Source organism: Sphingomonas sp. P2_B6, assembly GCF_056404755.1.
On record NZ_JBFUDK010000005.1, the window covers coordinates 118,518 to 144,955 of the forward strand.

At 64.1% G+C, this 26,438-nt stretch carries 23 protein-coding genes and 1 pseudogene; 16 read left to right on the forward strand and 8 right to left on the reverse strand.

Going from position 1 to position 26,438, the window contains the following annotated elements; all coding sequences use genetic code 11:
• Nucleotides 1-103 precede the first annotated feature (103 nt).
• A complete protein-coding gene (locus AC1DX5_RS09380) occupies nt 104-850 on the reverse strand; it encodes a helix-turn-helix domain-containing protein (protein ID WP_465170628.1) in 747 nt (248 codons plus the stop codon).
• A gap of 197 nt (nt 851-1,047) precedes the next feature.
• Between AC1DX5_RS09380 and AC1DX5_RS09385 the strand changes: the two genes are divergently transcribed.
• From AC1DX5_RS09385 to AC1DX5_RS09405, 5 genes are read left to right on the forward strand one after another with little or no spacing between them, the layout of a single operon-like run.
• Entirely contained in the window at nt 1,048-1,692 is a 645-nt protein-coding gene (locus tag AC1DX5_RS09385) for a phage connector family protein (protein ID WP_478015039.1), read from the forward strand.
• Entirely contained in the window at nt 1,692-2,696 is a 1,005-nt protein-coding gene (locus tag AC1DX5_RS09390; RefSeq protein WP_478015041.1) for a hypothetical protein, read from the forward strand. The genes AC1DX5_RS09385 and AC1DX5_RS09390 overlap by 1 nt, the downstream gene beginning before the upstream one ends.
• Nucleotides 2,693-4,471 carry a phage tail protein gene (locus tag AC1DX5_RS09395; protein WP_478015043.1) on the forward strand — a complete coding sequence of 593 codons (1,779 nt, stop codon included), beginning with the start codon at nt 2,693-2,695 and terminating at the stop codon, nt 4,469-4,471. The genes AC1DX5_RS09390 and AC1DX5_RS09395 overlap by 4 nt, the downstream gene beginning before the upstream one ends.
• A gap of 55 nt (nt 4,472-4,526) precedes the next feature.
• Nucleotides 4,527-4,925 carry a hypothetical protein gene (locus AC1DX5_RS09400; protein WP_465170632.1) on the forward strand — a complete coding sequence of 133 codons (399 nt, stop codon included), beginning with the start codon at nt 4,527-4,529 and terminating at the stop codon, nt 4,923-4,925.
• Nucleotides 4,925-5,482 carry a virion core protein, T7 gp14 family gene (locus AC1DX5_RS09405; protein WP_478015045.1) on the forward strand — a complete coding sequence of 186 codons (558 nt, stop codon included), beginning with the start codon at nt 4,925-4,927 and terminating at the stop codon, nt 5,480-5,482. Before AC1DX5_RS09400 ends, AC1DX5_RS09405 begins: the two co-directional genes overlap by 1 nt.
• Here the strand turns inward: AC1DX5_RS09405 and AC1DX5_RS09410 are convergent, their stop codons facing one another.
• The 5 genes from AC1DX5_RS09410 to AC1DX5_RS09430 form a co-directional block, all read right to left on the reverse strand.
• Nucleotides 5,483-6,442, reverse strand: a complete 960-nt coding sequence (locus AC1DX5_RS09410) for a glutaminase (protein ID WP_478015047.1) — start codon at nt 6,440-6,442, stop codon at nt 5,483-5,485.
• Nucleotides 6,443-6,482: 40 nt separating this feature from the next.
• Complete coding sequence (locus tag AC1DX5_RS09415; RefSeq protein WP_478015049.1) at nt 6,483-7,649, reverse strand: cytochrome P450; 1,167 nt, start codon at nt 7,647-7,649, stop codon at nt 6,483-6,485.
• Nucleotides 7,650-7,708: 59 nt separating this feature from the next.
• Nucleotides 7,709-9,313, reverse strand: coding sequence for a Dyp-type peroxidase (locus AC1DX5_RS09420; RefSeq protein WP_478015051.1), 1,605 nt, complete (start codon nt 9,311-9,313; stop codon nt 7,709-7,711).
• Entirely contained in the window at nt 9,295-10,929 is a 1,635-nt protein-coding gene (locus tag AC1DX5_RS09425; protein WP_478015052.1) for a hypothetical protein, read from the reverse strand. The genes AC1DX5_RS09420 and AC1DX5_RS09425 overlap by 19 nt, the downstream gene beginning before the upstream one ends.
• A gap of 349 nt (nt 10,930-11,278) precedes the next feature.
• Nucleotides 11,279-11,893, reverse strand: coding sequence for a class I SAM-dependent methyltransferase (locus AC1DX5_RS09430; RefSeq protein WP_465170638.1), 615 nt, complete (start codon nt 11,891-11,893; stop codon nt 11,279-11,281).
• A 158-nt stretch (nt 11,894-12,051) separates the two neighbouring features.
• On the opposite strand from AC1DX5_RS09430, the gene AC1DX5_RS09435 reads away from it, so the two are divergent.
• The 5 genes from AC1DX5_RS09435 to AC1DX5_RS09455 all read left to right on the forward strand — a co-directional run bounded on the left by AC1DX5_RS09435 (nt 12,052) and on the right by AC1DX5_RS09455 (nt 15,785).
• Entirely contained in the window at nt 12,052-14,409 is a 2,358-nt protein-coding gene (locus AC1DX5_RS09435) for a GDSL-type esterase/lipase family protein (RefSeq protein WP_478015054.1), read from the forward strand.
• A gap of 234 nt (nt 14,410-14,643) precedes the next feature.
• On the forward strand, nt 14,644-14,949 hold the full coding sequence (locus tag AC1DX5_RS09440) for a hypothetical protein (protein WP_465170640.1): 306 nt from the start codon (nt 14,644-14,646) through the stop codon (nt 14,947-14,949).
• The gene (locus AC1DX5_RS09445) at nt 14,949-15,311 is read left to right on the forward strand and encodes a tlde1 domain-containing protein (RefSeq protein ID WP_478015056.1); all 363 of its coding nucleotides are present in this window, start codon (nt 14,949-14,951) and stop codon (nt 15,309-15,311) included. The genes AC1DX5_RS09440 and AC1DX5_RS09445 overlap by 1 nt, the downstream gene beginning before the upstream one ends.
• Nucleotides 15,308-15,544, forward strand: coding sequence for a hypothetical protein (locus AC1DX5_RS09450; RefSeq protein ID WP_465170642.1), 237 nt, complete (start codon nt 15,308-15,310; stop codon nt 15,542-15,544). The genes AC1DX5_RS09445 and AC1DX5_RS09450 overlap by 4 nt, the downstream gene beginning before the upstream one ends.
• Nucleotide 15,545: 1 nt before the next feature.
• Complete coding sequence (locus AC1DX5_RS09455; protein ID WP_465170643.1) at nt 15,546-15,785, forward strand: hypothetical protein; 240 nt, start codon at nt 15,546-15,548, stop codon at nt 15,783-15,785.
• Between the two features lie 1,039 nt (nt 15,786-16,824).
• Here AC1DX5_RS09455 and AC1DX5_RS09460 read toward each other — a convergent pair.
• A pseudogene (locus AC1DX5_RS09460) lies at nt 16,825-16,944 on the reverse strand (IS481 family transposase); the annotation flags it as partial.
• A 177-nt stretch (nt 16,945-17,121) separates the two neighbouring features.
• Here AC1DX5_RS09460 and AC1DX5_RS09465 point away from each other — a divergent pair.
• The 3 genes from AC1DX5_RS09465 to AC1DX5_RS09475 all read left to right on the forward strand — a co-directional run bounded on the left by AC1DX5_RS09465 (nt 17,122) and on the right by AC1DX5_RS09475 (nt 21,030).
• Complete coding sequence (locus tag AC1DX5_RS09465) at nt 17,122-18,159, forward strand: glycosyltransferase family 4 protein (RefSeq protein ID WP_478015221.1); 1,038 nt, start codon at nt 17,122-17,124, stop codon at nt 18,157-18,159.
• A gap of 62 nt (nt 18,160-18,221) precedes the next feature.
• Entirely contained in the window at nt 18,222-20,039 is a 1,818-nt protein-coding gene (locus AC1DX5_RS09470) for an acyltransferase family protein (RefSeq protein ID WP_478015057.1), read from the forward strand.
• Nucleotides 20,040-20,601: 562 nt separating this feature from the next.
• Entirely contained in the window at nt 20,602-21,030 is a 429-nt protein-coding gene (locus AC1DX5_RS09475; protein ID WP_465170646.1) for a ribose-phosphate pyrophosphokinase, read from the forward strand.
• Nucleotides 21,031-21,185: 155 nt separating this feature from the next.
• Here AC1DX5_RS09475 and AC1DX5_RS09480 read toward each other — a convergent pair whose 3' ends face one another.
• Nucleotides 21,186-23,120, reverse strand: coding sequence for a CocE/NonD family hydrolase (locus tag AC1DX5_RS09480; protein ID WP_478015059.1), 1,935 nt, complete (start codon nt 23,118-23,120; stop codon nt 21,186-21,188).
• A gap of 283 nt (nt 23,121-23,403) precedes the next feature.
• Here AC1DX5_RS09480 and AC1DX5_RS09485 point away from each other — a divergent pair, with 283 nt between their 5' ends.
• The 3 genes from AC1DX5_RS09485 to AC1DX5_RS09495 are packed head-to-tail and all read left to right on the forward strand — an operon-like array spanning nt 23,404 to nt 26,416.
• The gene (locus tag AC1DX5_RS09485) at nt 23,404-24,549 is read left to right on the forward strand and encodes a cytochrome P450 (protein WP_478015061.1); all 1,146 of its coding nucleotides are present in this window, start codon (nt 23,404-23,406) and stop codon (nt 24,547-24,549) included.
• Nucleotides 24,546-25,550, forward strand: a complete 1,005-nt coding sequence (locus AC1DX5_RS09490; RefSeq protein WP_465174827.1) for a methyltransferase — start codon at nt 24,546-24,548, stop codon at nt 25,548-25,550. The genes AC1DX5_RS09485 and AC1DX5_RS09490 overlap by 4 nt, the downstream gene beginning before the upstream one ends.
• Nucleotides 25,551-25,570: 20 nt before the next feature.
• On the forward strand, nt 25,571-26,416 hold the full coding sequence (locus tag AC1DX5_RS09495) for a phytanoyl-CoA dioxygenase family protein (protein ID WP_478015062.1): 846 nt from the start codon (nt 25,571-25,573) through the stop codon (nt 26,414-26,416).
• The last annotated feature ends 22 nt before the right edge of the window (nt 26,417-26,438 follow it).

Sequence of the window (26,438 nt, forward strand, 5' to 3'; positions counted from 1 at the left end):
CGCGAAACGGCACGGGCTGACGGACGCGACCATGTTATGCGGACTATACGTCCCCAATGGCGATATGGATGCAAGCCCCTTTCGGCCGGTGGTCAATAGTGGCCTATCTATAGAAGCGCACGAAATCGCCCTGGGTCGCGACGTCCAGCCGCTCGCGATAGTCGGGATGCTCCGCCGTGCCCGGTGCAATGCGGCCAATCGCCGGATCGGCCTCGCCGCCCAGCTTCGCCAGCGCGATCGGGCAGGCGACCGGCACGAGCTGCGAGCCGGTGCCGACCTGCAGCGTGGTCAGCACGCCGTAGAGCGCGCCCTCGATCGTCGGACGGCCGAGGATCGCCATGCGATGTTGCCCGGCGACATTGGTGACGAGGTAGATATGGCCCGACAGGTTCGGCATGGAGACATGCCCGGCCTGTTCGAAGCGCGCATCCATGCGCTGCGATTCAGCGAAGCCGAGATGCCCCGCCTCGTCGATCCAGCGGATCGTGGTGACGTAGGCGAAGATGTCGCCCGGGCTGCCGAAGCTGGGCCTGAGCGTCAGGTAGCGCCCCTCGATCCAGCGCACCGCGGCATGGGCATAGGCGCCCATGGTTTCGGGTGCGAGGTCATGGGACAGGGCAGGCGCGGGCGGCGCCACCGGACGGAGCGTGACGCCAAGCGCTTCCTCGAGCCGGATCGTCGTGGCGAGCGTGAACGGACGTCCGCCGGACAACGCCTTTTCGAGCGTCGACAGGCTGATCTTCGCCATATCGGCCAGCGCCTGGCGCGAGATGCGGCGGCGCGCGATCTGCTCGCGTACACGGCGGCCGACCTCGCGCGTTTCGCCTTCCAGAAGATCGCGGTCCTGCATTCTCTCCCCTTTTCGCAAGCCATGATTATCCGCACGTTTGCGGTCGTTTCGTCAACTGCCCTGTGCATGCCAAGGCGCCAAAACAGGGGGATTTTTTCCGGTTTCGAGCGACGTTTTGCTGCGCGGCATGCTGCAGGCGAAAAAGGCTCCTCCGGCGCTTGATTCAAACTCCGTTCCGGCCGGCCTAAACACGGCGCATGGCCATCAGCATCACCATCTGCAACCTCGCCCTTGGCGAGCTTCGCGCACCGCCCATCGCCGATATCGACGAGCCCACCACCGAGGCGGCGGAGTGCCGGCGTTATTATACGCATTGCCTCAAGCTGCTGCTCGAACGCTTCGACTGGAGCTTCGCCACCAGGATCACGACACTCGCCGAACTCGGCGTCAATCCGCGGGCGAGCGAATGGGCACATGCCTATGCCCTGCCCGCGGACATGGCGACCGCGCTGCGGCTCGTGCCACCGGTGGGTGGCTGGCCGGCAGGGTCAGTGAGCCTTCCCGCGGTGCCTGTACTGGCCCACCCCTTCGTCATCGAGGACGGCGTGCTGTTCAGCCAGATGCGGGGGGCGATCCTGGAATATACCACGCGGAACGTGGCCGAGGCGGCGATGCCCGGCCTGTTCGCCGACGCGCTTGCCTATGCGCTCGCCGCCCGGCTCGCCGTGCCGCTGCGCGACAGCCGCGAGACAAAGGGGCAGCTGCTCCAGCAGGCCGAGGTAGCGGCGCAGCGCGCCATTGCCGACGACATCAACCGCCAGCCCAATCGCGATGCGCGCACCCCCGATGATGTGGCCGCGGTGCGCGGCGCCGGCGCCGACTGCTCGATCGGAGACCTGTGATGCCGCTGCGCACCGGACAGCCGAATTTCTCCAAGGGGGAACTCGCCGAGGACCTGATCTCCCGCGTCGATGTCGCCGCCTATGCAACGGGGCTGCGTCGTGCACGCAACGTCGTGATCCTCAAATATGGCGGTGTGACCAAGCGGCCGGGCACTCGCTTCGTCGCAGAGGTGAACGACGCCACGGCCCCGGTGCGACTGGTCCCGTTCCAGTTCTCGCTCACCCAGACCTACGCGCTGGAAATGGGCCAGGGCTATATGCGGCCGGCGGCGCTCGGTGGCGTGGTGCTGGAAGAAAAGCTGACGATCGAGAGCATCACGCTGGGCGCGACAACGGAGATCGGGGCGGCCTTCCATGAATATGCGGTCGGCGATCGGGTCTATTTCTCCGGCATCGCCGGCACGACCGAACTCAACGGCATGACGGGTCGCGTTACAACGGTCGGCGACAGCAGCCATTTCACCGTGGACATCGACTCCACCGGTTTCACCCCCTTCAGCGCCGACACCGGCGGCATCGTCCGGGCCGGACCACCGCCACCCCCGCCTCCTCCACCCCCAGTTCCGCCGCCACCGCCGCCACCACCGCCGCCGGATACCGGGGGTGGCGGATATGGCGGTGCGCCGGGCGGCGGCTGGTGCATTGTCGACGACACGCCGGTTCGGATGGCTGGCGGCGAGGAGAAGGCGGCGCGGCTGCTCAAGGTCGGGGAGCTGGTCCATACCCGGCATCGCGACGGCGCTGGCGATTGGGGTAATTATCCCGTCCGGACGATCGAACTTTCGTGGCAGCCAGTGTTGAAGGCCGCGGGCTTCCCGCGCGCCACGGCGGAACATCGTTTCTGGATCAACGGCGCCTGGGTGCGGATGGACTCGATCGGCGAGCCTGATGGGGAGGCGTGGGTCGCCAAGATCAATATCGCCGACGCGCACACTTATGTCTCGGCGGGTGTCCTGTCGCACAACAAGGATGCCAATCCGCCAGAAGATAGCGGGCCGGCATGAGCGTCGCCCGTCTCTGTCGCGTCGGCTCGCCCTATAATGGCGCGGAGCTCGCTGAAGTCGATTTCGAACAATCGGCCGACACGATGTATCTCGCCCATATCAATCACGCGCCGACCAAGCTGGTGAGGGCAGGCCATACCGACTGGACCTTCTCATCGGTCGCCTTCGCGCCGACGATCGGCGCGCCGACCGGGCTGACGGCGACCGCATCGTCGCCAAATGTCGATGCCGCCAATGCCGGCAATGCCTATTTCCCCCAGCCGGCGACCTATGTCGTGACCGCAGTTGATGACGTCTCCGGGCAGGAAAGTCGGGCGTCGACTCCGGACACCGCGACCAACGACCTGACATTGAAGCGCAACAGCAACGCGCTGGCGTGGTCGGCGGTAACCGGGGCCACACGCTACCGGGTCTACAAGGCCGATAACACCGCTGAGTTCGGCTATATCGGCATGACGACGACGACCAGCTTCGTCGACGACAATATCGGGCCGGACTATTCGGACGGACCACCCGTGGGCGAAAATCCCTTCCCCGGCGCCGGCGACTACCCCTCGACGGTGACCTTCTTCGAACAGCGCCTGCTTTGGGGTCGCACGAACAATCACCCGAACGCGATCTGGGGTTCGCGCTCCGGGAGCTTCGAGAACATGGATATCTCGCGTCCCCTGAAGGCCAGCGATGCCCTTTCCTTTGCCCTGGTCGCCGGCCGGGTCAACGCGGTGAACCAGCTCGTCTCGATGAACAACCTGCTCGCGCTCACCTCCGATTCCATCTTCAAGATCGAGGGCGGACAGAATGGGTATATCACCGCGACCGATTTCGTCAGTCGGCGCCAGAACGGGCGCGGATCCTCGAGGCTCTCGCCCCTGGTGATCGACAGCGTGTGTTTTTATCAGACCGGGGTCGGCAACGGGATCCGGACCCTCGGCTACACCTTTCAGACCGACAGCATCGATTCGAACGACATCACGATCTTCTCGCCGCACCTGTTCCGTGGGTTCGACATCAAGGCCTGGGCCTATGCGCAGGAACCGCGATCGGTGATCTGGGCAGTGCGCAACGACGGCAAGCTGCTCTGCTTCACCTGGGAGCAGGAACAGCAGGTTTGGGGCTGGACCCTGTGCGAGACGGACGGGACCGTCGAGAGCGTGTGTGTCATATCGGAAGGGTCCGAGGACCGGCTGTACCTGACCGTCCGCCGCGGTGAAAAGCTGTTGATCGAACGGATGGCGGCCACGCGCTGGGATGCGGTCGAGAATAGCTGCTTCCTCGACAGCGCGGTGACCTATCAGTTCGACGAACCGCAGACGATGCTCCGCAATCTCGGCCATCTCGAAGGGAAGACGGTCTCCGCGCTCGCCGATGGCGGCGTCGTCACGGGCCTGGTCGTCTCGAACGGCGTGGTTGAGCTCGATCAACCGGCGGTCAAGGTGACGGTCGGGCTGCCCTATACGGCGACGATCGAGACGCTGCCGCTCGCCTTTCAGGGCCAGGCCGGCTGGACGATCGCCAAGCCGCAGATTCAGGCCAAGGCAGTCATCCGGCTGATCGACAGCCGCGGCGTGAAGGCAGGGCCGACCGACGCGGCACTGGAGCCGCTGCGATCGCGCATCAACGAGCTGCCCGGCCAGCCGCCCGCGCTGATGACCGGCCTGTACGAGACCTATCTGCGCGCCGACATCAATGGCGGCGCGCGCATGGTGGTGCGATCCGACGATCCGCTGCCGATGACCGTGAGCGCAATCTATCTCGACCCCTCTGTCTCCGAATAAGCGGATCGCGCTGGTCGGTGCCACGCCCGTCCATGTCGGCCCGATCGCGTCACGGATGCGCGCGGCCGATGTGACCGAGTGCGCGGCGATGGGACATACGCCGCGCCAGGCGTTGCGGGCGGGGCTGCTGTCGTCCTCGCTGTGCCTGACCGCGATGGTCGACGGGCGACCCGAGGCAATGGTCGGGCTGGTGGTGACCAATGCGCTGTGCGGCGAAGGTTCGCCCTGGATGCTCGGCAGCGACGCGGTCTACCGGCACCCGCGAACGATGCTGCGCTGGGGGCCGCGCATCCTGTCGGCGATGTTCGATTCAACTCCCGTGCTGGAGAATCTAGTAGCGGAGGACAATCACCGCGCCGTCCGCTTCCTGAAACGGATCGGCTTCACCATCGGAAAGGAGCCGATCATGATCGCCGGCACCCGCTTTATCCAATTTTCCCAGGAGCGCCGCTGATGTGCGAACCCACCACAGCCCTGCTGATCGCCTCGACCGCCATCTCGTCCATCGGCGCCGTGACCGCCGGCATCGGCCAGGCGCAGCAATATCGCTATCAGGCGCAGATCGCCGATCAGAATGCGCGCCTCGCCAATGAGCAGGCGCGCGATTCGATCGATAACACCAATATCGAGGCGCAGCGCCGCTATCGCGAGATCGCGCAGATGAAGGGCGCGCAGACCGCGGCGATGGCCGCCAATGGCGTCGACCTCAATTTCGGATCACCCGTGACCATCCAGAAGGACACCGCGATGATCGGCGCCGAGGATATCGGCCAGATCTACAAGGGCGGCAACGAACGCACGCGCGGCTTCGACATCAACGCGTTCAACTACCAGTCCCAGGCGTCGGCGAACCGGGCGCAGGCGAGCGGCGCGGTGATGAAGGGGATTTTCGATGGGTTGTCGACGGCGCTGGGCGGGGCTTCGCAGGTTGCGGGGATGAAGAATCCGTTCGGCAAGAAGCGAGTCAAACCAACGCAAGACCTGGTCACATCCCCGCTTGAAATGACCTGACTAAGCACGGCTCTCAGCTTGCCTTGCATCGGCAGGCTCGAACACCGACCACCCGGTCCGCTGCACGAGCCGCTCCAGCGCCAGTGCGCCCAATTGCGAGGTACCGCGCGGGTTGAGGCCCGGCGACCAGACGGCGATCGACGCCTTGCCCGGCGCGATCGCCAGGATGCCGCCACCGACGCCCGACTTGCCCGGCAGGCCGACGCGATAGGCGAACTCGCCCGAGCCGTCATAATGGCCGCAGGTCATCATCAGCGCGTTGATGCGCCGCGCGCGTTGCGCGGAGACGATCGAATGGCCGGTGGCAGGGTTGACGCCGCCCGCCATCAGATAGCCGCCAGCGCGGGCGAGCTGATGGCAGCTCATCGCCAGCGCGCATTGGTGGAAATAGACGCCCAGCGTCCGTTCGACGGGCTGGCGGATATTGCCGAAGGCGCGCATGTAGTTGGCCAGCGCGAAATTGCGGAATCCAGTGTCCTGTTCCGCCCGTGCAATGCGTTCGTCGATGAAGATGCTGTCATCGTCCGCCAGCGACCGCACGAAGCGCAATATCTCGCCGATCGCCTCGATCGGCTCGTGCGCGCCCAGGATCATGTCGGCGACGACGATCGCGCCGGCATTGATGAACGGGTTGCGCGGGATGCCGGATTCGGTTTCGAGCTGGACGATCGAATTGAACGCGCTGCCCGACGGCTCGCGCCCAACCCTTTCCCATAGCCGATCGCCGATCGCGCCGAGCGCGAGGGTGAGGCTGAACACCTTGGAGATGCTCTGAATCGAGAAGGGTTCGTCGGCATCGCCCGCCTTGTGGCTGGTGCCGTCCGCTTCGATCACCGCGATCCCGAACTTCTTCGGATCGATTCCGGCAAGGCCCGGAATATAATCGGCCACGGTACCGCGGTCGGGCGCATCCGCCATCTCGGCCGCGATATCGGCGACGATCGTTTCGAGGGAAGCCATGCGCGTTGTTAGCGAGCCCGGCCCGCATAATCACGCAGCTTCAGTCGAACTCCACCGTCAGCGATTCAGCGAAAGCGCCGCTTTTGCGCAGCTTGCCCGCCGCGCCCGGCGCCCGGCGCAGATTCTGGCGTTTCAGCAGCGGCTTCAGCATCAGATGAAGCGTCGCGTTATTGATGTGGATGCCGAAGCACTGATGCAGCCCATAGCCGAAATGGATATATTCGTGAGGCAACCGGCGCGGATCGAAGCGCTCCGGATCGGGCACGCGGCGGCCGTCGCGCATGCCCGAGGCGAACGCGGCGATCACCGTCGATCCCGCCGGAACGCGGGTCTGGTGTTTCGTGCCGCTGGCGATCGTCCAGTCCTCGAGCGCGACCCGCGGCAGGCCGGGGGCGAGTGGATCGAAGCGCATCGCTTCGCGCACATAGCCGGCCAGCAGCACATCGTCGCCAGCGCGCGCCGCCGCCTGGGCGCCTTTCAATGCATCGGGGCGGCGCAGCAACTGCTCCATCGCTTGCGGCACGACCATCGGCGGCTGGGGCGGCCCACCGACGATGAAGCCCATCAGCGCGGTGCGGATCTGCGCGTCGCTATAGCCGGGCTCGCCCGCTTCCTGCAGCTTCAGGCAGCGGCCCAGCACGTCGTCGGCACCGGGTTTCCCCCGGCGTTGCTCGATCTGGCCCTGGATATGCGCGCGGAGCGCGGGGGCGATCACCTTGACCTCTTCGACCAGCGGCTCGTCGCTCGCCACGAACTGATATTCGAACAGGCGCGTACCCCAGACGCGCAGGTCGCCGCCGGGAGGCTCGGGCACGCCAAGATAGGCGGCGATGAAATCGAAGGTCACGCGCCGGACCAGTGTATCGACCACCTCGACCCGGCCTCCCGCGCCGGCCACGATCGCCTCCGCCCGCACCTCGACGTCGGCCGCCAGGCGGGCAAGATCGCCCGGACGCACCACCTTGCGCATCGCGGCGGTGTCCGCCTGATATTGCGGCGTGTTCGCCATGCCGAGGAAGAAGGGCTCGCCGCCCATGATGACGTCGAGCTTGTCCTTGTAGATCACGCCAAAGGCCGGATCGGTCGCGAACACCTCGCGCACATCGTCATAGCGCGTCGCGACATAGGTCTTGCCGAAATGCGGGATGGGTTTCAGCCAGCGCAGCAGCCTGAAAAAGAACGGCATCGCCGCCATCGCCTTCGTCATGAGCCAGCGCTTGAGGCCCTTCGGCCCCGGCCGCAATACTTGGGTCGAGGACAGAGTGCTCATAGTAGCGCCAGATACTGGAGGGCCGGCATGCTCGGCAGGAAGAAATAATCCCCGCCCGCCATGCGGATGAAGGTGTCGACATCGACGATCCGGCGCAGCGGCTTTTCGCGGATCGTCATCTTGCCCTTGGGGCCGACCAGCGGATCGGTCTCATCGAACAGCGTCGCGAAGTTCGGGTTGAGCAGCCAGGTCTGCTGCACGAACTCGAACTGACGGGCGATGTCGGTGTTGAGGCAGATGAAGAGCAGCCCGCGATCGACCCCGTCCTCCTTGGGCGGCACGCTGATCGTCGCGCCATATTTGCGGCCGCGGCGCAGAATGCGGTGGTTGTTCGCCGCATCGAGCAGGGTCTGCTTGTCGGCCGGCGTCGGCGCGAGACCGTCGCGCGGGTTGGAGCGGCGCACATGCGATCCGGCCGGGCAGCCCACACCGTGCAGGTCGCGGTCGAAAAAGCCGAAATCATTGTCCGGCATGTCATAGGCGTCGGGCTGCAGATAGCCGGCAGGACAGAGAAGATCGCCCTTGGTGTTGCGGCCGACCACGCGCTCGGCAAGCCAGGTGGTGGTGACATGCGCCGAGCCCTGCGGATCGCGCGCGCGGATGTGCGCGGCATTGTCGCGCATCGATTGCCAGAAGGCGACGACATCCTGCTTCAGCTCGCGCACGACCATGTAGCTGCCGTCGAGACCGAAATCGAGGAACCCCTCCGCCAGCGGGTGCGGCGGCAGGCCCGCGGCCTGGCCCTTATCATCATCGGGCACGACCGGCCCGGGCGCCTTTTCGTGGTGGCCGTTGGTGTGGCCGAACAGGATCTCGCCGAGCGGGACCCCGTTCCAGTAATCGCGCACCGCGGGCGCCCCGGTGTTGAGCACGACCGCGTCATCATCGAAGGGGACAGGCTGCGAAATGCCGTCGGCGAAACCGAAATGTTCGCGCGCGACGCCCTTGTCGTCGGGGCGAAGATCAAGCGGCAGGCGGTGGACCACCTGAATGTCGTGCGGCTTCAATGCCGCCTCGACCTGTTCGGCCCAGGCCTCGGCGCTGTCCTCGTCCTTGTCGTAGAGCAGCAGCAAAGCGTGCACGGTGATCGGCGTGACGATCTGTTCCTCGCGGTGCCCGGTCGAGGTCTTGGCGCTCGACTGGGTCTCCTCGACCGTGGTGAGGGCGCCGCGCTGCCTGGCGTTCGAGCTCCATTTCGGCCCACCTTCGATGACGGTGCCGAGCCACTCGCCCTTGCGCCGATCGCCGAGACGACGGAGCCGGTCCTCCTGAAACATGCCCTCGCGGAATGGCGCCGCGAAGGATTCGAGCGCCGACTTCGGCAGGTTCATCTTTTCCAGGCCGGCATAGGCGAAGGCGATGGCGGTCGCCCGCGCGTCGCGCCCATCGGCGTCCGTGACGGGGGCGAGTTGCTCCACCGTCTTGAGCCAGGCGCCGCTGCCCTTTCCCTTCCAGGTGAATTCGAGAAATAGCGCCCGCCCGGTCGGCAAGGAAGCGAAGCCGCTGACCACCAGGCCCTGAGTCAGGGTGCAGTGCGGCGCCTTCAACTGCCAGCTCGGCGGCTTTTTCGGCGGCGTCCCGCTCACAGGTCGTTGATCCACGCGGACGCCTCCTTCGTGCTGAGCGACGGCTTGCGCAGGCCGTTGGCGATACGGTTGTTGCGTTCGACCTGGTCGACGGTCAGGTCGCTATAGGCGCTGTACCAGAAGCGGCTGACCGCCATGGAATGCCGCGCCCAGGCCTTGAACTTGCGGCCGTGGCTGGCGCCGTCCTGGATGAGGAAACGGGTCGCCGGAAAGCCCACACCGCAGCCCCAGGCAAGGGTCAGGCCGACATGCGCCTTCTCGATGAAATCATCGAGATAGCTTTCCCAGCTCTGGTCGAAATTGCTGAAGAACATCAGCCGGCTGCCATTGTTGACGAACGCCCAGTGCGCGAAATGCACCGTGCGCATGCTGCCGAGATAACCGCGAATGCCGCTGTTCGGCATGGCGCGCAGCACCAGGCCGAGCCCGTGATGGCCGGCGCGCACGATGAGCGTGCGCAGCACGCCCGGCTTGATCAGCACGACCGAGCCCATATGGTTCTGCGGAATCCAGTCCTCGCGCTGCGCCATCTGGCGCACCATCTCCTCGTCGATCGGCGGCGCATCCTGCGAGGAATCGCGCCGTTCGAGCCAGCGCAGCCAGCACAGGATCAGCAGCACGGAGAAAGGCACGCTGAGCACACCGAACAGCGTGATGCGCGGCGCATGATCCTTTGCTTCCGCCAGCGGCAGGCCGGTCATCAGCGAGATGGTGATAGTGATCAGCGGGGCGAGCACGGCGTAGAGCAAGCCGCCGACCAGGATCAGGATAAGGGTCTGCGGCTTGAACAGCGCGCTGATCAGGTTGAACTTGCCGGCCGTGTCAGTGCCGGGAAGCGGCTCGCGGATCATGTAGAGGCGGATGCCGCAATAGAGGATGCCGAAGGCCAGCAGCAGGTAGAAGCGGTTGTCCGGCATCATCGGCGCGAGGATCAGCCCCGGCAGCGCGAGCGCCAGGAAGACGAGCAGGGCGAAGCCAGCCACCTTCAGATAATCGCCGCAACGCGTGAGGAACGGAACGCGGGCCGGCGCGCGTTCGGCGAGCCAGGGAAAGGCCGGCAGCAACGCCGAGCGGAGATGGCGGTGGATCTCGACCGGGGTCACCTCGCCGCGATAGGGGCTGGGACCCGCGCCATTGGCGGTCGCGATCTCAGTCCGGGTCGCGCGGAACAGGTCGCGCTCGGTCAGAATCCGGTCGCGGGTCATGCCGCGATTGCCGTGATGATAGACGCTTGGTTCGAGCGAGCGCGCCTGGAAATAGGGGGCGACCGGCGCGCGGGAGTCGGGCGCGGTCACCGCGTCGTAGAGCGGCCCGCACGGATCGAGCGGACGCTTGCAGCAGCGCAGCATGGCGCGCAGATCGGCCCCGATCGCTGCCTCGAGCTGGCCCCAGAACACGCTCGGCCTGCCGTCGAAATTGGCCTCGAGCACGAACAGCGGATCATAATCCTCGCCGGGGAACACGCTCATCGAGAGGAAATGGACCGAGGGCACGCCGGCCATGAAGCCGGCATAGTCGCCGGCCGTGCCCGTCGTGCTGCCGCTGTCGTGCAGCCGGTCGATCAGGGCGGAGAGCTTGTCATGGCTCTCCGGCTTGACCTCCAGCGCCACGGACAAAGTCGTTTGTCGCATCCGGCCGCTCCCCATCTTCGTGCCACCGCCCATGTCTGGACGACATAGACCTAAGGAACCGTTCCCGCCCCGAACGTTTCGCTCCCGACTCGGCCTTCTACTATGTCACAGCTTTGGAGGACGCACAGACAAACGCAATAATAGGTCGAATTCTGGATCTATCTCCGGCTGGCGCCGGTCGATTCAACCTATGCCCTCACCGCCCTAAGCCCCTCCTGAACTCAGGAGGAGCGCATGGCCGCCACTTCCCGCAATACACGATCGGCACGCTGAGATGCCGACGGTCCCCACAGAGCGGAACCGGGTCGGCATCGCCGGCGTGACGGATGCGAAAATTCCAGCCCAGCGACTATCCGTGCGCGAGCGGCCGGTGGGCGACAAGGACCATGCTTTTCCACAGGAAAGGAAAGCGACCGGTCCCTCGAAACCGCACCACTTCGAATCCAGCATCGGCGAGAAGCTTGCTTAGCGTTTTCCGACTCCAGAACTTAATATGCCCGCCGTGCCAATGCGCGGTAAAATGGCTGTCCCATTTTCCGGCCAGCGACAGCACCAGGTTCTTCAAATAACCATGATACGGTGTGCTAATGACAAGCTTTCCGCCCGGATTAAGGGAATCAAAGCAATATCGGGCCAGTTCGTGCGGGGCGTAGAGATGCTCGACAACCTCAGTCGAACAGACCATGTCAAACGTCCCCGGCGGCGTATCGCTGAAAAGGGAGACGTCGAACCGTATCGACGGGAACATTCCGCGCGCAACGCTGACGCCACCCTCGTCGCCGTCGACGCCCATGGCGTCAAAGCCTTCTTCTAGGAGCCGCGCGACGAGCTGCCCATTCCCGCACCCGACATCAAGGATAGTTCTGGCGTGAGCCTGCCGAGCCTCACTCAGAACGATTTCGTGAAGATAGGTGGCGGTGTGAACTGGCGCCCCGGTCCAATTATAATCTGCAGGCTTGTTCATCCGCCGACGATATCAGAGCGATGAGCAATGCAAAAGCGGGGTTCTAGCATCTTAGCCTCGCTTATGACCGTAGCGGTTGCCGAGCTTCGGACAATCCGCAGATCGATTCAAACCTTTCCCCGCACCCCTTATGCCTCCTTCATCACAGGAGATGTCGCGTGGCCGCAATCAGTCCGAATGTTTCGAGCGCCCCCCAGTTGGGGACCGGCTCGAAAACCGATTTCACCTTCAACTTCTCGGTCGTCGCCGCGACGGACGTCGGCGTCTATGTCGATGGGATCCGCAAGGCCTATGGCGCTGACTTCTCGGTCGCCTTCGGGGACGTTTCCGGCACGGTGACCTTCACCACGGCCCCGGCCAGTGGGGCGGCGATCCTCCTCGTTTCCGAGCCGGACTTCCTCCAGGCCAGCGAGTTTGCCGATCAGGGCGCCTATAACCTTTCGACGGTGAACACAATCAATCGGCGCGCGGCAATTCGCGATTTAGTGCTCAAAGATGCGGCAAGTCGAGCGCTGAGATTTCCCCGTGGGACGGAGGCGGCGGATCTTCCTGCTCTCCCTCAAAGCGAAACTCGCGTCCTCGGATATGGTCCGGGGGGCTTCGTTTGGGCGCCCAACGATGCGGTCACAGTCGCCAGCGATGTGGCCCGTTCGGAGTCGGCGGCGATACGGTCTGAGCAGGCTGGCGCGCAGGTCGCCGATGATCGAGATGCGATCGAAAGCCTTCTTGCCTTCCAACCCCGGCGGGCCGCAAAGCCGCTCGATACGGCGGTCGTATCCTCGACCGTTTTGATTTCGGACCCCGATCTTGCCGTGCCACTTGGCGCGAATTCGTTGATGATCCTGCGTGGGCACATCAACTATTCCGCGTCCAACGCCGGTGACATGAAGTGGCGGCACATTGGGCCTCCGGCTCCCACCAGCGTGCAGGTGAACCGCAATGCCCTGGCGCCTGGCGCGAGTGCCTATAGCGGCATCTCGGTCGACACAGTCTACAGCGCTGCCGATATCAGCATCGACGGTGCCTCGGGTTCCGGTTCCATTGAGTTCAGCGCGACGATCCACAACGGTCCGACTGCGGGATTCTTCACCTTCAAATGGGCACAGAACATCTCAGACGCGACGGCGACGATCGTCAAGGCGGGAAGCTATATTGAATATATCCCGCTCGCGACGACGGCGTTCTTTACTTTCGCCGACACTGCTATCGCTAAACTCGGGGACTTCACGGGGCCGACGCTCTCGGGCGGCCACAATGTCGTGCTTTTCGTGCAATCGTCCGGCATCAGCAACAGCTACGTTGAGACGATTATGGCCGGCACAGGGGCCGATGCGCTGCTGTTCGCGGGCACCTATACCATTACGGTCGATGGAGTAGCGTCCACCTTTACGGCGCCGGCGGGATGGTCCTATGTTCCCTTGTTCAATGGGCTTCCGGATGGGCCGCATCGTGTCCGGATCAAGGGGATCGCGATTGACAGCGATATAGCTATGCGGGTGAGCGGGACGGCCCCTAATCTCGCGCGGCCCGCGGATATTGCCAATTACTATCGTGTCCACGACGCCGCCTACGCCTCCTATATCTCGAAGGATGGCGCTCCGGACAATTTCACCGGCAACTATACTCCGTCAGCCGGCACCAGCTACTTCAGCACATCATGTGGAGAGGGGCATCGGTTCGGTGCCACGACCACGAGCGTCAGTGCCTGGCTCTATTGCGTAACGGGCGCGAGCCGCGTCGAGTTGCTGCGCGACGGTGTCTCGCTGGGCGTAATCACCCTTCCGAATCTGTCGTCCATGGAACGTGTCACCTTGGCGACTGGCCTTTCCGGCACGCATGAATATGAAATCAGGCCCATCGATTCCGGCCGGTTTTTCTATTGCTTCGCTATCCTAGTCGACACGCTCACCGCAGCAGCGCACGCGAACAAGAGTCGCTATGTCTGGTACGGCGACAGCAACACCGAAATGCTGGCCGGTGAAGATGCGCGCACCCATGCGTCCTTCCTGCTCGCCAAGCGCCGGGGTTGGGCCAATATCCGACGCGGCGTGGGCGGGCAGAAAGTTTCGACCTGGGGCCGGGATAACACAGCCTTGGTGACCTCGGGCCTGTCGCAGGCCGCCAACATCATCGTCAACATGCTCGGTGTGAACGATTATTATTTCTCGACCCCACTCGCGACGCTGCAAGCCGACTATACGGCTATGACGGCAAACCAGCGCGCGGGGAACGCGACGGCACCGATCGTCTGCCTCGGCATCCATAACCACTACCGAGCGCGGTTCGATGCCACACCCTATTCGGATGCGGACCGCGTCGCCTACAACGCCCGCATTCAAGCAGCGGTGGCCGCGCGAGTGGCCGCCGGCGACACCAACATCTTCTATATCGACACCTCTGGCTGGATAAGCACCACGCCGGACCTACACCTGCGCGACAGTGTCCATTTGAACGCCGCGGGCTGGATCCCTTTCGAAGCCGCCCTCAACAGCGCGCTAATCGGGCTCGGCCTGTGATTATGGCGCCGCGTTCGCCCCGTAGTACTCAATACAGGCTTGCCCATTCGTGGCTGGCGGGCGCTTTCCACAGTCGAGACACCGGCCTGCCGCGTTATTCCGCGCCTGGTCCTCTTTCATCTCGCGCACAGCTTTCGCCCAAGCTTGGAAAGGCGCCGAGAGAGCGTGCCGTAGGGTCCGGAGCATGCTCTGAGCGTATACCCGCCCCGCTCCCTTGCAACGAGGAGGCGCACGATGACGGTCCCAATTGATACCACAGGTATGATGCTGGGCGAGATGAAGGGTCAGCTACGGGAGCTCATTCACAACGTCAGCAACATGGCCGCAAAGATCGACAGCCTAACCGAATGGCGCGGCGGGGCCGCCGGCCTGCCCGCAAAGATCAAGGATCTCGAAGAGCGGGTTGCGAAGCTCGAGGCGGACAAGAACCGGCGCGATGGCGCCATGGGCTTCGGCGGCTGGCTGCTCAAGTCGCCGGTGATCGGATGGCTGGCGACGGCGGGCGTCGCGCTGTGGGCTCTGCTGAAAGGGAAAATGTGATGTGGAGATGGGACCAGTCCGCTGGCGAACTCTGGAAGGATGGCACGTTCGTGTCGAATGGCTATTCGGGCCGCAGCCGCGGCGTGAACAATCCAGCGCTGCAGGACAGGTCGAGCATCGGCCCGATACCGCGCGGCCGGTGGCGCCTGACGGAGGTCCGGGACAGCCCGAATACCGGGCCGTTCTCGATCGTGCTGGAGCCCGCGCCGGGCACTGACCCGCTGGGCCGCACCGCTTTCCGGATCCACGGCGATAACCGCCTGGGCAACCAGTCCGCGAGCCAAGGCTGCATTATCCTGCCGCGAGCCATCAGAGAGCGCATCTGGGCAAGCAAGGATCACGACCTCGAGGGGGTGAAATGACGCCACGTGAGCAGCTGATAGCCTATCTGTCGACGCTCGGCGCGCTGGTGATCGTCTTCACCGTCGCGGTGCTCGCCGGCATCGCCAGCGACGCCGTCATTGGAAAAATGGAGACCTTCGGCCTTGGCACGATCACCGGGGGCCTGATCGGCGTCCTGCGCATCCCGACCTCCCGATCCTCTGTCGCCGCGACCGATGGCGGCGACGTCAACCTCACGACAAAGGACCAGTGACTTGAAGGTACTCTTCTTCCTTGGTGGCCTGCTCGCTCTTTCCGCGTGCGTCTCCGATCGCAATCTCTCGAGCTATGTCTGTTCACACCAAGTGTCGGTCCGGCTCTCGGCCGTCACGACGATCAATGCTGCTGGATCGATCAAAGACCTGGTCGCGCGACAGGCTGCAATCGACGGCGCGAAAACGACGCTCGCCGCGGTTGATGCCTGCCCGCATCCGGTGTCTGCCGATCATCCCTGAGATCGCACCGCCGCCCGATGCAATCATATCCAGGATCGCTCCACCGAATTTGCCGACATGCTTGGTAAAGAACGCGGTTCAGGGATAATCCAGAACACGATGAATCTCACAGTAGCGACTTCTATAGATCGGCCCTGTCGACGCCGGCCTCTCACCACACTCTTCGCATAACCCCGCCGCGCGTCGCTCGCGCTCGACTTTTGCATCCTGTCGGTATTGGTGCGCCGGCGCTTCCCAAGCCTGCACGAAAGCAGCGAATAGCGCTTCAACGTCACCGTCGATCCTCGCCGAACAAGTCGATCCTCTGCCTTCTACCGGCACGACGGTGATCACGGGTCTTTCGTCCCCGGTACTTCAGAATTAACCACGGAATCACAATGAGGGTGGCCAATACAATCAGGACGACAAGGGACATGGTCGCCGGGCTCACCGGCGCGCTAGCTTCACCCGTCGGGTTCAACGCTCCGACCTGAATTACGACTCTCCTCACTCACGCAACACCGGGTAGCATACGCACGCGGCCGTCACAGGTACAGTCGCATCAGACCCGTAAAACTACCACCTCGACCGTTCCATAACGCGTCGGGATTCCGCTGGTCTGCCCTTCGCGGGATGTGCGGCGGCGCGAAAGGCACGCGAGTGCTAGGCCTTGTCGCGCGGGCTCAACCTATCGAGCAGCGACCGCTCAAAACCAAATGAACACCGCTGCAGAAATCGCAAGGATCATCAACGGCCCCAATATATTAATCCCGAGATTACTTACTGTCGAACAATTTACGGACGCCGTCACAGCGTAGGCGTCGTGGACAAAGGGTATCCACAGTTCGATTGAAGCGAGAGCGACGAAGCCGAGGTAGGGCTCTTTGGTTTTGTCGTAGCGGGTGGCGACGCGCCGCCAGTTCTTGAGCTTGCTGAACAAGCGCTCGACGAGATTGCGCCAGCGGTATTTTTCGCGATCGTTCGGGATGGGTATGCGACAATTGCTCTCGGCGGGGATGACCGCCTCGACGCCAGCCGCGGCGATCTCCGCGCGGATGCCCACCGTCTTGGGGTTCACGCCGTAGCGGGTGGCAAGGGCTCGGGTGCTCCTTTTCGACGCTTGGAACTCGGCTCGAAGACACAGCGTCGTGCGGGCGCTGCCGTGAAGAACGCTTGCCATAGGGCATCCTCCTCCTGACGATTCAGGATCGAAGATGCGCCATCAGAGTCCGGGTCTACACAACTAGGGTGGCTGAGGTGCAATCGAGGTGGAACGCTAGATGTCCGCCGCTTGTCGGCCATTGGGCGCGATGGCATACGCCGCATCATGACCGCAGCCAGATCCATCGTCCACGTAATGCCGCCCGAGCCCTTCGGCGGCCTTCAGACCCTGGTCGTGGACCTAGCTAAGGCGCAGAAGGTAGCGGGAGAGAGTGTCAAGATCATACTCTTAGCCCATTCGGAGCGGGTAATCGCTCGGTGCGAGGATGCCGGCATAGAGGTCGTTGCCTTGTCCGGCGGCAAGGTCGGCAAGTCCGCGCGCTTGAAAGCAGAGCTGCGAGCTAATCGCGGCGCGATAATCCATAGCCATTGCGAGCCGATCTGGGCATCGCCGATCCTTGCATCTTACGGAAAGCGTTGGGTTTCCCACCTTCACGTATATCCAAAGAGTGGCCCGCGCGATCTCGCTATCAATCTGGCGCGGCGTCTTTGGGCGCGCAGGTCGATAGCTATCAGTCATTCGGTAGCCGATGAATGGGCTGATCGGCGCCTTGTCACGCCCCGCCGGCTAGGCGTCGTTCACAACGGGATTGACCCGGGCAAGTTCGCTTCACCACCGAAGGACCGGCACAGCCCCTTTACGGTCACGTTCCTGGGTCGTGCCGAGCGAGAGAAGGGGCTTTTCGACTTTATTGAAATCGCAGACCAATTGCGCGACATGGCCGACTTGAGGTTCTTGCTAGCAGGCGAGGGCAGCGACCTTGACGAAGCCCGGCGGCGCATCCTCGATAGAGATCTGACGCAAAACGTTTCCGTTCTCGGCTTCGTGACCAAACCGGAAGAGGTCTGGCAGGCGAGCGATTTGCTGTTGATGCTATCAAGCCGCGAGCCCTTCGGTCTGGTCGTCTTGGAGGCTTTAGCGAATGGGGTTGCCGTGCTGGGCTATGACACCTCCTCCGGTGGAAGCGAGGTTATGGCGACGCTTCCTGGATGCACTATGGTCGACGTCTTCGACATACCGGCTCTTGTGGCGCGCGTCCGAGAGGCAGCTCAAGATCCTGAGCTACGGAAACGCGCGCTTTTTGGCCGCGAAATTATGACCGCACGGGGGTACACCATTGATCGCATGGCCGCAGGCGTGATGGCTCAATATGCGGGAGCGGACCTCGCTTAGCGGAACGCTACACCTTCCTCGCTCCTGCAATGGTCGCTATGCGCGTGGACGAGGGGGACACGATGACGCATCTTGAGCCGGACGGCCCTGCGGACGGTCAACCGCGTTGGCAATATTGGCCGGAGATCGACGGACTTCGCACCGTTGCGGTTCTGTCCGTTTTTCTCTTCCATCTAAAAAGATCTATCCTGCCTGGCGGGTTCGTGGGCGTCGACGTATTCTTCGTGATTTCGGGCTATCTAATTAGCTCGATTCTTCTTTATGACATCGCTCGAGACCGCTTTTCGATCGCTCGCTTCTATCAGCGCCGCATCTCGCGGATTTTCCCAGCACTGATCCTAGTGGTCTTAGCGACGTTCGCAGCAGGCTATTTCATCTATTCAGCGCAGGATCTCGCCTCTCTCGGCGTGAGCAGCGCGGCTGCGGTTCTCTCGGTCATAAACTTCAAGCTCCTGTCACAGGGGAGCTATTTCCAGATTTCGGCCGACGCGCAGCCGCTTCTTCATTATTGGTCGTTGGCCGTTGAGGAACAGTTCTACGTCATCTTCCCGATCTTTTTGTATTTCCTGATGCGCTTGGTCAGGCGACCGCTGGCGGTCCTGCTGCTTATCGCTGCCGTAAGCTTCGCGGCTTGCGTCTGGCTCACACCCATCCGTCCGACATGGGCATTCTACCTGCTCCCAACGCGGGCATGGGAGTTGCTGATCGGCGCAAGCTTGGCGCTGTACCGAGCGGAGGGCGGCAAGCTGGAAGCAAAGAGCGCAGCAGGGGCCGCTTGGATCGGCGCCGTGATGATCGCTCTCGCGGTCGCAACGTTGAATGAAGGCGCTGGGTTTCCAGGATGGATGGCCGCCCTTCCAGTCCTCGGCACAGCGTTGCTTATCGCCCCCGTAGGTGAAGGAGGCCCGGCACCATTGCGGCTCCTTGCGCGGCCTTGGATGGTAGCGATCGGCAAGCGGTCATACTCCCTGTATCTGTGGCATTGGCCCGTCTTTTCCTTTGTCGACTACGAGATGTTCCAAAGCGGCGAATTGGGCAGGACGGCGGTCAAGGTTGCAGTCACACTAGTGCTTACCGAGACGAGCTATCGCCTGGTGGAAACGCCGGCGCGCGCGTTCCTCAACAACCCTGGGCGCCGCTGGCGCCTGTTCGGCGGGACTGTTGCGGTGATCGCCGCAGTCGCGGCTGGCGGCGTGTGGCTACGAACCTCGCTCTACTATGACGTGCCTACGCGCCTCATTCCCCGCGGGGGCTTTGTTGTCGCCGGCGGCAACAAGGGCAGCATCCTCCTGTCTGGCGATAGCGAGGCGGCGATGTACGGCACCGAAATCGCTGAGATCGCCAAAGAGCATGGGCTCACGCTTTACGCAGTCGGCGCCGCCGGGAAGAACCAGTTGCCGGACGCGGCAAACACAAGCTGGCCGACAGTGGCGAGGCTTATGGCTGAGAAGAAACCCGACTTGGTCGTGCTTATAGACAATTGGGCCGAAAAAATGAGTGGCCCGGAGGTGTTGCAGAAAACAATCGCGACTTCGCTAACGCACACGAAGCATGTAATCGTTGTCATGCAACCCCCAATATTGCCCGACAATGTGAATAGAGAGAACATCCGAAACGGCTTACACGCGCCCTACCTTGAGCCGCTGAGTGCGCGACGAAAGAGGATAGCGGCACTTACGACAGCATCCGGATTTGCTGGCAACCGTGTGACGGTCGTTGACGTAGCTAACCTCTTTGCCTCGCCTGACGGCGGGGTGCAGATACTGGCTCCCGACAACAGGCTGGCGTTCTTCGATTCGCGGCACTTATCTGATAGCGGAACTGCAATGACGCATGCGTTGCTTGATGCTGCGATCACGAAGGGATTGGAGCGCCGGTAAGCCGGGACCAATCGGAATATCCCAGGCATTTTGTGCTGGGCCTCCTTCACCGCTGCCGCGTCCCGTGCTTCGCACCGGCTGACGACCAACCGCATCAGCATAGCGGCCGGTCGCGATCTCCAGCTGCCCGGTTTGCTGTTCAAAGCCGGATTGTCATGGCCGGGCATCGTCATGGCCATCGGGCAGCTTCGCGCTCTCCGGCAGGGCGACGGGCGGAACACCGTCGAGCCAGCTATCGGGTCGCCTTCCAATAAGGGCGCTACAATACCAGCGGTCGACAAAATGTGTGGAGCCCCCTCTCGAAATTACGCTAATGTATCGAGCCGCTTCCCCGTTTTGTCAAAGAGCTACCGTTCGAATGTCAGGGATGGCCGGACGCCGCGGCTGGCTATCAGGTCGTTTCGCGGGCCGCCTGCGCACGCCCCGGACCAACTCGCTCGTCGGCATAATGGCTGACATATCCGCACAAGGAATTGGCCGCGTCGATTGCCCGATCTGCAATCGACCTGCCCGAACAATAGGCCCTCGCGAAGCGAAACGCGATGAGTCATCATCCAGGGCGATGAGCAAACCGCGCACTGCCCTGGACGGCCCGGCCCACCCGCCTTCTCCCGCCGATGATGCGATCGGCGACGTGGCGCGAGTCCGTGCCATCCTGATCGCCTCGGCCAAAGCTGGCGAGCCGATCAGCTATTCGCATTTGCTGGCCGAGCTGGGCCACCGGTTCACCCGGCCGAAAATGCGTGCCGTATGCAAGACGCTCGACGCGATCGACAGCGCGGGCGCCGCCGCGGGCGAGCCGGGACTGGCGGTGCTGGTCGTCCGCGAATCCGACGGGCTGCCCGGCCAGGGCTGGTGGGTCGGCGGCATCGCCATGCGGCATGGCTATGATGGTCCCTGGACGGGCGGGGAGGCGCTGGCGTTCGTGCGCGGGTTGCAGGAGGAGGTTTTCGCCTGGTGGTCATCGGAAAATCGAGCGTCGCGCGACTAAGCACCGGCGTGACGGCGGGCAGTCCCGGAACGCCCGATCATCCGTTCAAGCCCGCGGATGTGCGCCGGCCCCGTCCTTCGGAACACCGTCGCCCCTGGCCAGGCGCGCGCCGAGCCGGGCGCAGGCTGCGATCTGTCCGCCGGCGGCGCAGGCGGTTACTCCGCCCCGGACACCACCGGCAGCCACACCGCGCTCGGCGTCGCGCCGCCGCGTTCGATCGTCACGGTCGCTTTCTTGTAGTCGGTCTTCTTCGCATAGAAGATGTTCGGCACATAAGTCTGCGGGTTGCGGTCATAGAGCGGGAACAGGCTCGACTGGATCTGGACCATGATCTTGTGGCCCGGCTGGAACACATGGTTCACCGCGGGCAGGCGGAACTTGTACCGCTGCACCTTGCCCGCCGGGATCGCGCTCGGCCTGGAAAAGCTGTCGCGATACCGGCCGCGGAAGATGTCGAGGCTGACCGCGAGCTGATAGCCGCCCATCGTCTTGTCGGTCGCGACTTCGTCCGGATAGACGTCGATCACCTTCACCACGAAGTCGCCGTCGGTGCCGGTCGTCTTGGCATAGATGTCCGCCATCGGCACGCCCGACACGGTGACGGGGCTGGTCAGCACCGGCGTCTCATAGGTCAGCACGTCCGGGCGGCCGTCGGCGTGGCGCTGGTCGCTCACCAGCCAACTCTGCCAGCGGCCGTCGCCGAAATTCACCGGGCGCGGCAGATGCGGCACTGGCTTGGCGGGATCGGAGACATAGGAGTCGTCGCCGACCACGGGCTTGTCGAAGCTGAGGCCCCAGTCGCCCGACATATAGATCGGCTTCATCGGCGTGGCGCAGCCGGTGTCGCAGGCGAGCGGCCATTTGTCGAACCGGTCCCATTTGTTCTCGCCGGTATTGTAGAAGGTCACCGCCGGGGGCGTGAAGGCGGGCGCGCCGTCCTTCAGATAGGCGTTGAAGAAGGGCAGCAACACGTCGCGCCGGGCCTGGAGCGCGGTGTCGCCGTCGAACTTGAGCACGCCCAGCGACGAGCCGTTATAGTTGAAGCCGCTGTGGCGCCACGGGCCCATCAGCAGGAAATTGTTGCCGCCATGCCCGACCTTGTTGAGCTCCTCCCAGGCGTGGATCGCGCCGTACATGTCCTCCTGGTCCCAGATGCCCTGTTCCCACAAAGTCGGCACCTTGGAGGGGGCGGCGGCGAGCAGCTTGTCGAGCGCCTGGCCCGACCAGAATTCGTCATAGGCGGGGTGCTGCGACATGCGGTTCCAGTATGGCAGCTGGTCGAAGCCCGACTGCTTGGCCCAGTCGCCGGCCGAACCGACCTTGCGGAAGGTATCGTAATCGTCCCAGGCGGGTGACGTCGCCGACTTGCCGGCGGCCTTGTAGCCGGTCTGCGAGGCGAGCCAGCCGATATTGGTCAGGCGGAACGCGCCGTAATGGAACCAGTCGTCGCCCATCCAGCCGTCGATCATCGGGCTCTCGGGCGCCGCGACCTTCAGCGCGGGGTGCGGGTTGAGCAGCGCCATGACGACGGTGAAGCCTTCATAGCTCGACCCGAGCATGCCGACCTTGCCGTTGGACTCGGGCAGGTTCGCCTTGTTCACCAGCCAGTCGATCGTGTCATACGCGTCGGTGACATGATCGGTCTTGGTCTTGTTGAGTGGGCCGATCACCGGGCGGGTGACGATATAATCGCCCTCGGAGCCGTATTTGCCGCGAATGTCCTGGAAGACGCGGATATAGCCGTTCTTGACGAACAGTTCGTCGCCTTCGGGCAGCGTCGAGATCATGTTCGGGCTGTCCATCCGCACCACGCGGCCCGACGCATTATAGGGCGTGCGGGTCAGCAGGATCGGCGCGTTCTTCGCGCCCTTGGCGACGATGATGACGGTGTGCAGCTTCACCCCGTCGCGCATCGGGATCATCACGTCGCGCTTCTCGTAATTGTAATTCGCGGTGGGCGGCGTGAATTTGGCCGGGATGTCGCCGCCCGGTGCCGAGACATCCCTGGCTGGCTCGGCAGTCGGCGTCGACTGAGCGACCGCCATGGAGGAAAGGAGCGTCGTGGCGAGAAGCGCGAACCCGAACCGCATCAGCAAATGTCCCTTGTTATTTTGTGTCCCGAATGCGTGGAATGGCGAAGGCTGCTCCACCGTGTCAACCCGGTGCAACGGTGATGCCCCAACCGACCGCGACGGCCGCCGCGCCCCGCTCTATCGCGTCACTGAAAAATGTCAGTGACGGCGTCACGTTCCCCAGCGCGTTGCGGGATGGCAGGCCGATCTATATCGACACCATCTGAAGTATCGCGGGCATATGCTGCCCTGGCCGACCGCGGGTCGCCTTGGGCGGGGGGCAACGAAAGGGGGAAGGTCCATGAGGCGATATGTCGCCGCCGTCGCGCACCGCGTACGGCCGCTGTTGCGTCGCCCGCCGCCGGCAGCGCCCCCCCTCTCGGCGGCGACGATCGACCTGCGCGCGCCGCTCGTCGTCGGCGATCCGTTTCCGTATTACGAGGCGCTGCGGCGGGAGGGATCGGTGCTGTTCCTCCCCTGCCACGATTATTGGATCGTACTGGGGCATGAGGCGGTCCGCTCGGCCTTTGCGCGGCCCGAGCATTTCTCCAACGCGCCCTATCGCGATGTTGACGCCGTGCTGCTCGCCGCCGATCCGCCGGGACAGACGGCGATGCGGCGCACGGTCGCCAGGCTCTTCTCCCCCGCCGTGACGGCGCGGTTGGAGGAAACGGCCTCGCGGCTGGCCGATGCGCTGGTACGGCCCGAGCTGGACATGGTTTCCGACTTTGGCATCCCGATCAGCCGGGGCATCACCGCCGATCTGCTCGGCCTCGACGCGGTGGGGGTGGAGGATATCGTCGCCGCCGAACTGCGCTCCATGGACACAGCCGATCCTCTCGCCGATTTCATTACGAGCCTCGATGCGATGGCACACCGTTCCTCGATGTTCGGCGCGCTGATCGAGGCGCAGGTTCCCGAGGCGTCGGCGCGGAGCCTCGTCCGGCTGATGTGGCTGGCCGGCACCACGACAACCCAGCGCGTCATTGCCCGCGCGGTCCTGCGCATGATCGAGGACGAACGGAACCAGCAGTCGCTCCGCACCGATCCCACCCTGGTCCGGCCGTTCGTCGAGGAAGTGCTGCGGCTCCACCCGCCCGAGCATATGGTGCCGCGTGTGGCGCGGGCCGATGTCGAGCTTGACGGGGTGACCATCCCGGCAGGCGCCGAGGTTCGGCTGTGCTTGAGCGCGGCCAACCGCGATCCAGCGCAGTTCGAGCAGGCCGACCGGCTTCGGCTCGATCGGGGCAATAGCCGGCATTTCGCGTTCGGCTCCGGCGCCCATGCCTGTATCGGGGCGCAGATCGGCCGCGCGACGGTCAATATCGCGGTCGCGACCCTGTTGCGCCGCTCATCGACCCTGCGGTCGCTCCGCCCGCTCGACGAGATACGCTATTTCGCGACCGAGACGGCGCTGTCGCCGGAAAGCCTTCAGGTGGGACTTTGACGGGCGGCAGCATCCGTGCTCAGGTGCTCGGCCTGGCCGGCGCCCATATCGTGGCGCGCGCGGTGCAGATAGTCGCCGACATTGGTTTTGCCGACATGCTGGAACATGCGCCGAAGACCGCGGCGGAACTGGCGCGGGAAAGCGGCGCCGACGAACTCGCGGTCTATCGACTGCTGCGCTCCCTGACCGGCCATGGATTCTTTGCGGAAGGACCGGACGGGCGCTTCTCGCTTGGCCCGCTCGGTGTGGCGCTGCGGTCGAGCGATGCGAGCAATCTCCGCAGCGCCGTCCGCGCGCTGGGGGTGCCGGGCATGTGGAACGCGGTCGGCAAACTCTCCCACAGCGTGCAGACGGGGCGTTCGGCGCTGCTCGATGCCCGGCCGCGCGCAATGTACGATCACGACCGCGCCGACACTGCGCGGCAGGTGCGCGAAACGATGATCGGCTTCCATGGCGATGAGCCGGATGCGATCGTTGCCGCCTATGATTTCGGCCCCATCCGCCGGATCGCCGATATCGGCGGCGGCGCCGGCAATCTCCTCGCTGCCGTCCTGCTCGCGAACCCGCATCTCGAGGGGATTCTGTTCGACCTGCCGGCCAATGCGGAGGCCGGCCGTGCGTCGATGCAGCGGCTCGGGCTGGACGAGCGCTGTCGGGTCATGGGCGGCGATTTCTTCGAAGCGGTGCCCAACGGGTGCGATGCCTATCTGCTGTCGCACGTCCTGCATGACTGGCCCGAGGAACAGGCCCTGAAGATCGTCGGGAATTGCCGCAGCGCGATGGCGCCGGATGGCCGCCTGCTGATCGTTGAGGACGTGATCGCCGATGACGATCAGGGTATGGAAGGCAAGGCGTTCGACCTGCTTCTGCTCGCGACCGTCAACGGACGCGTGCGCCGGGCCGGGGAATATGCCGATTTCCTGGCACGGGCGGGTTTCCGGATCGAGCGGATCGTGCGTACTTCGCTCGACATCGCCATTATCGAGGCGGTGGCGACATGACACGAGGCGCGGAGGAAGCGATGACGCGAGGCATCTTCGCCGATCTCGAGCGGCAGCGCGCTTTCGATCGTGACGGCTACACCGTCGTTCGCCTGCTCTCGCCGGAAACGGCGGCAGCGCTGGCCGCGGCGCTGCCGGCGATCAGGCCGGCGCTCGACTTCACGCCTAATACGTCGACGCTCGATCACGCTTATCATGTCAGCCTGCTTGATCCCGATATCGCCTATCGCAAGGCGGCCTGGGCTTTCGTGCAGGACGCGCTGCGCGAGCCGCTTGGCCATGTCCTCATTGGATATCGCATGCTGACGGGTGGCCTGCTGGTGAAGCCGGCCGGCGCCGCGCCACTGTCGATGCATCGCGACTGGACCATGCTGCCGGACAATGATCAGGTCGCGCTCAACATCTGGTGCCCGCTGATCGATGTCGACGACCGCAATGGCGCGCTCGCCTTGCTGCCCGGCACCCACAAGCTCGTCCCCAATATCGAGGCCGCGCATGTCCGGCCGTTCTTTGCCGACTATGGCGATCTGCTCACCGAACTGTCGGTCTCGCTCCCGCTCGCAGCGGGTGAAGCGGTGATCTTCGACTACAAGACCATCCACGGATCGCGCGCCAATCGGTCCTCGCGGCCGCGCCCGGCAATCTCCTCCGCCTGTATCCCCGAGGGAGCGCGCGCAGTGACCTATGCGCTCGATCGCGCCGGGGGCGGCGCCCGGTTCGAGCTGTTCGCGATGGACGGCGCGGGGGTGGTTGCGGTGGCCGATCGGCTGGCGGGAAGCGCGGGGATCGCGGAAAGCCTGGGCTTCGTGCCGAACCGCAACCAGGCGGTGTCGCGGGAACAGTTCCGGCGCCTGATTGGCCGATAGGCTATCGTTGCGGAAGCCATTA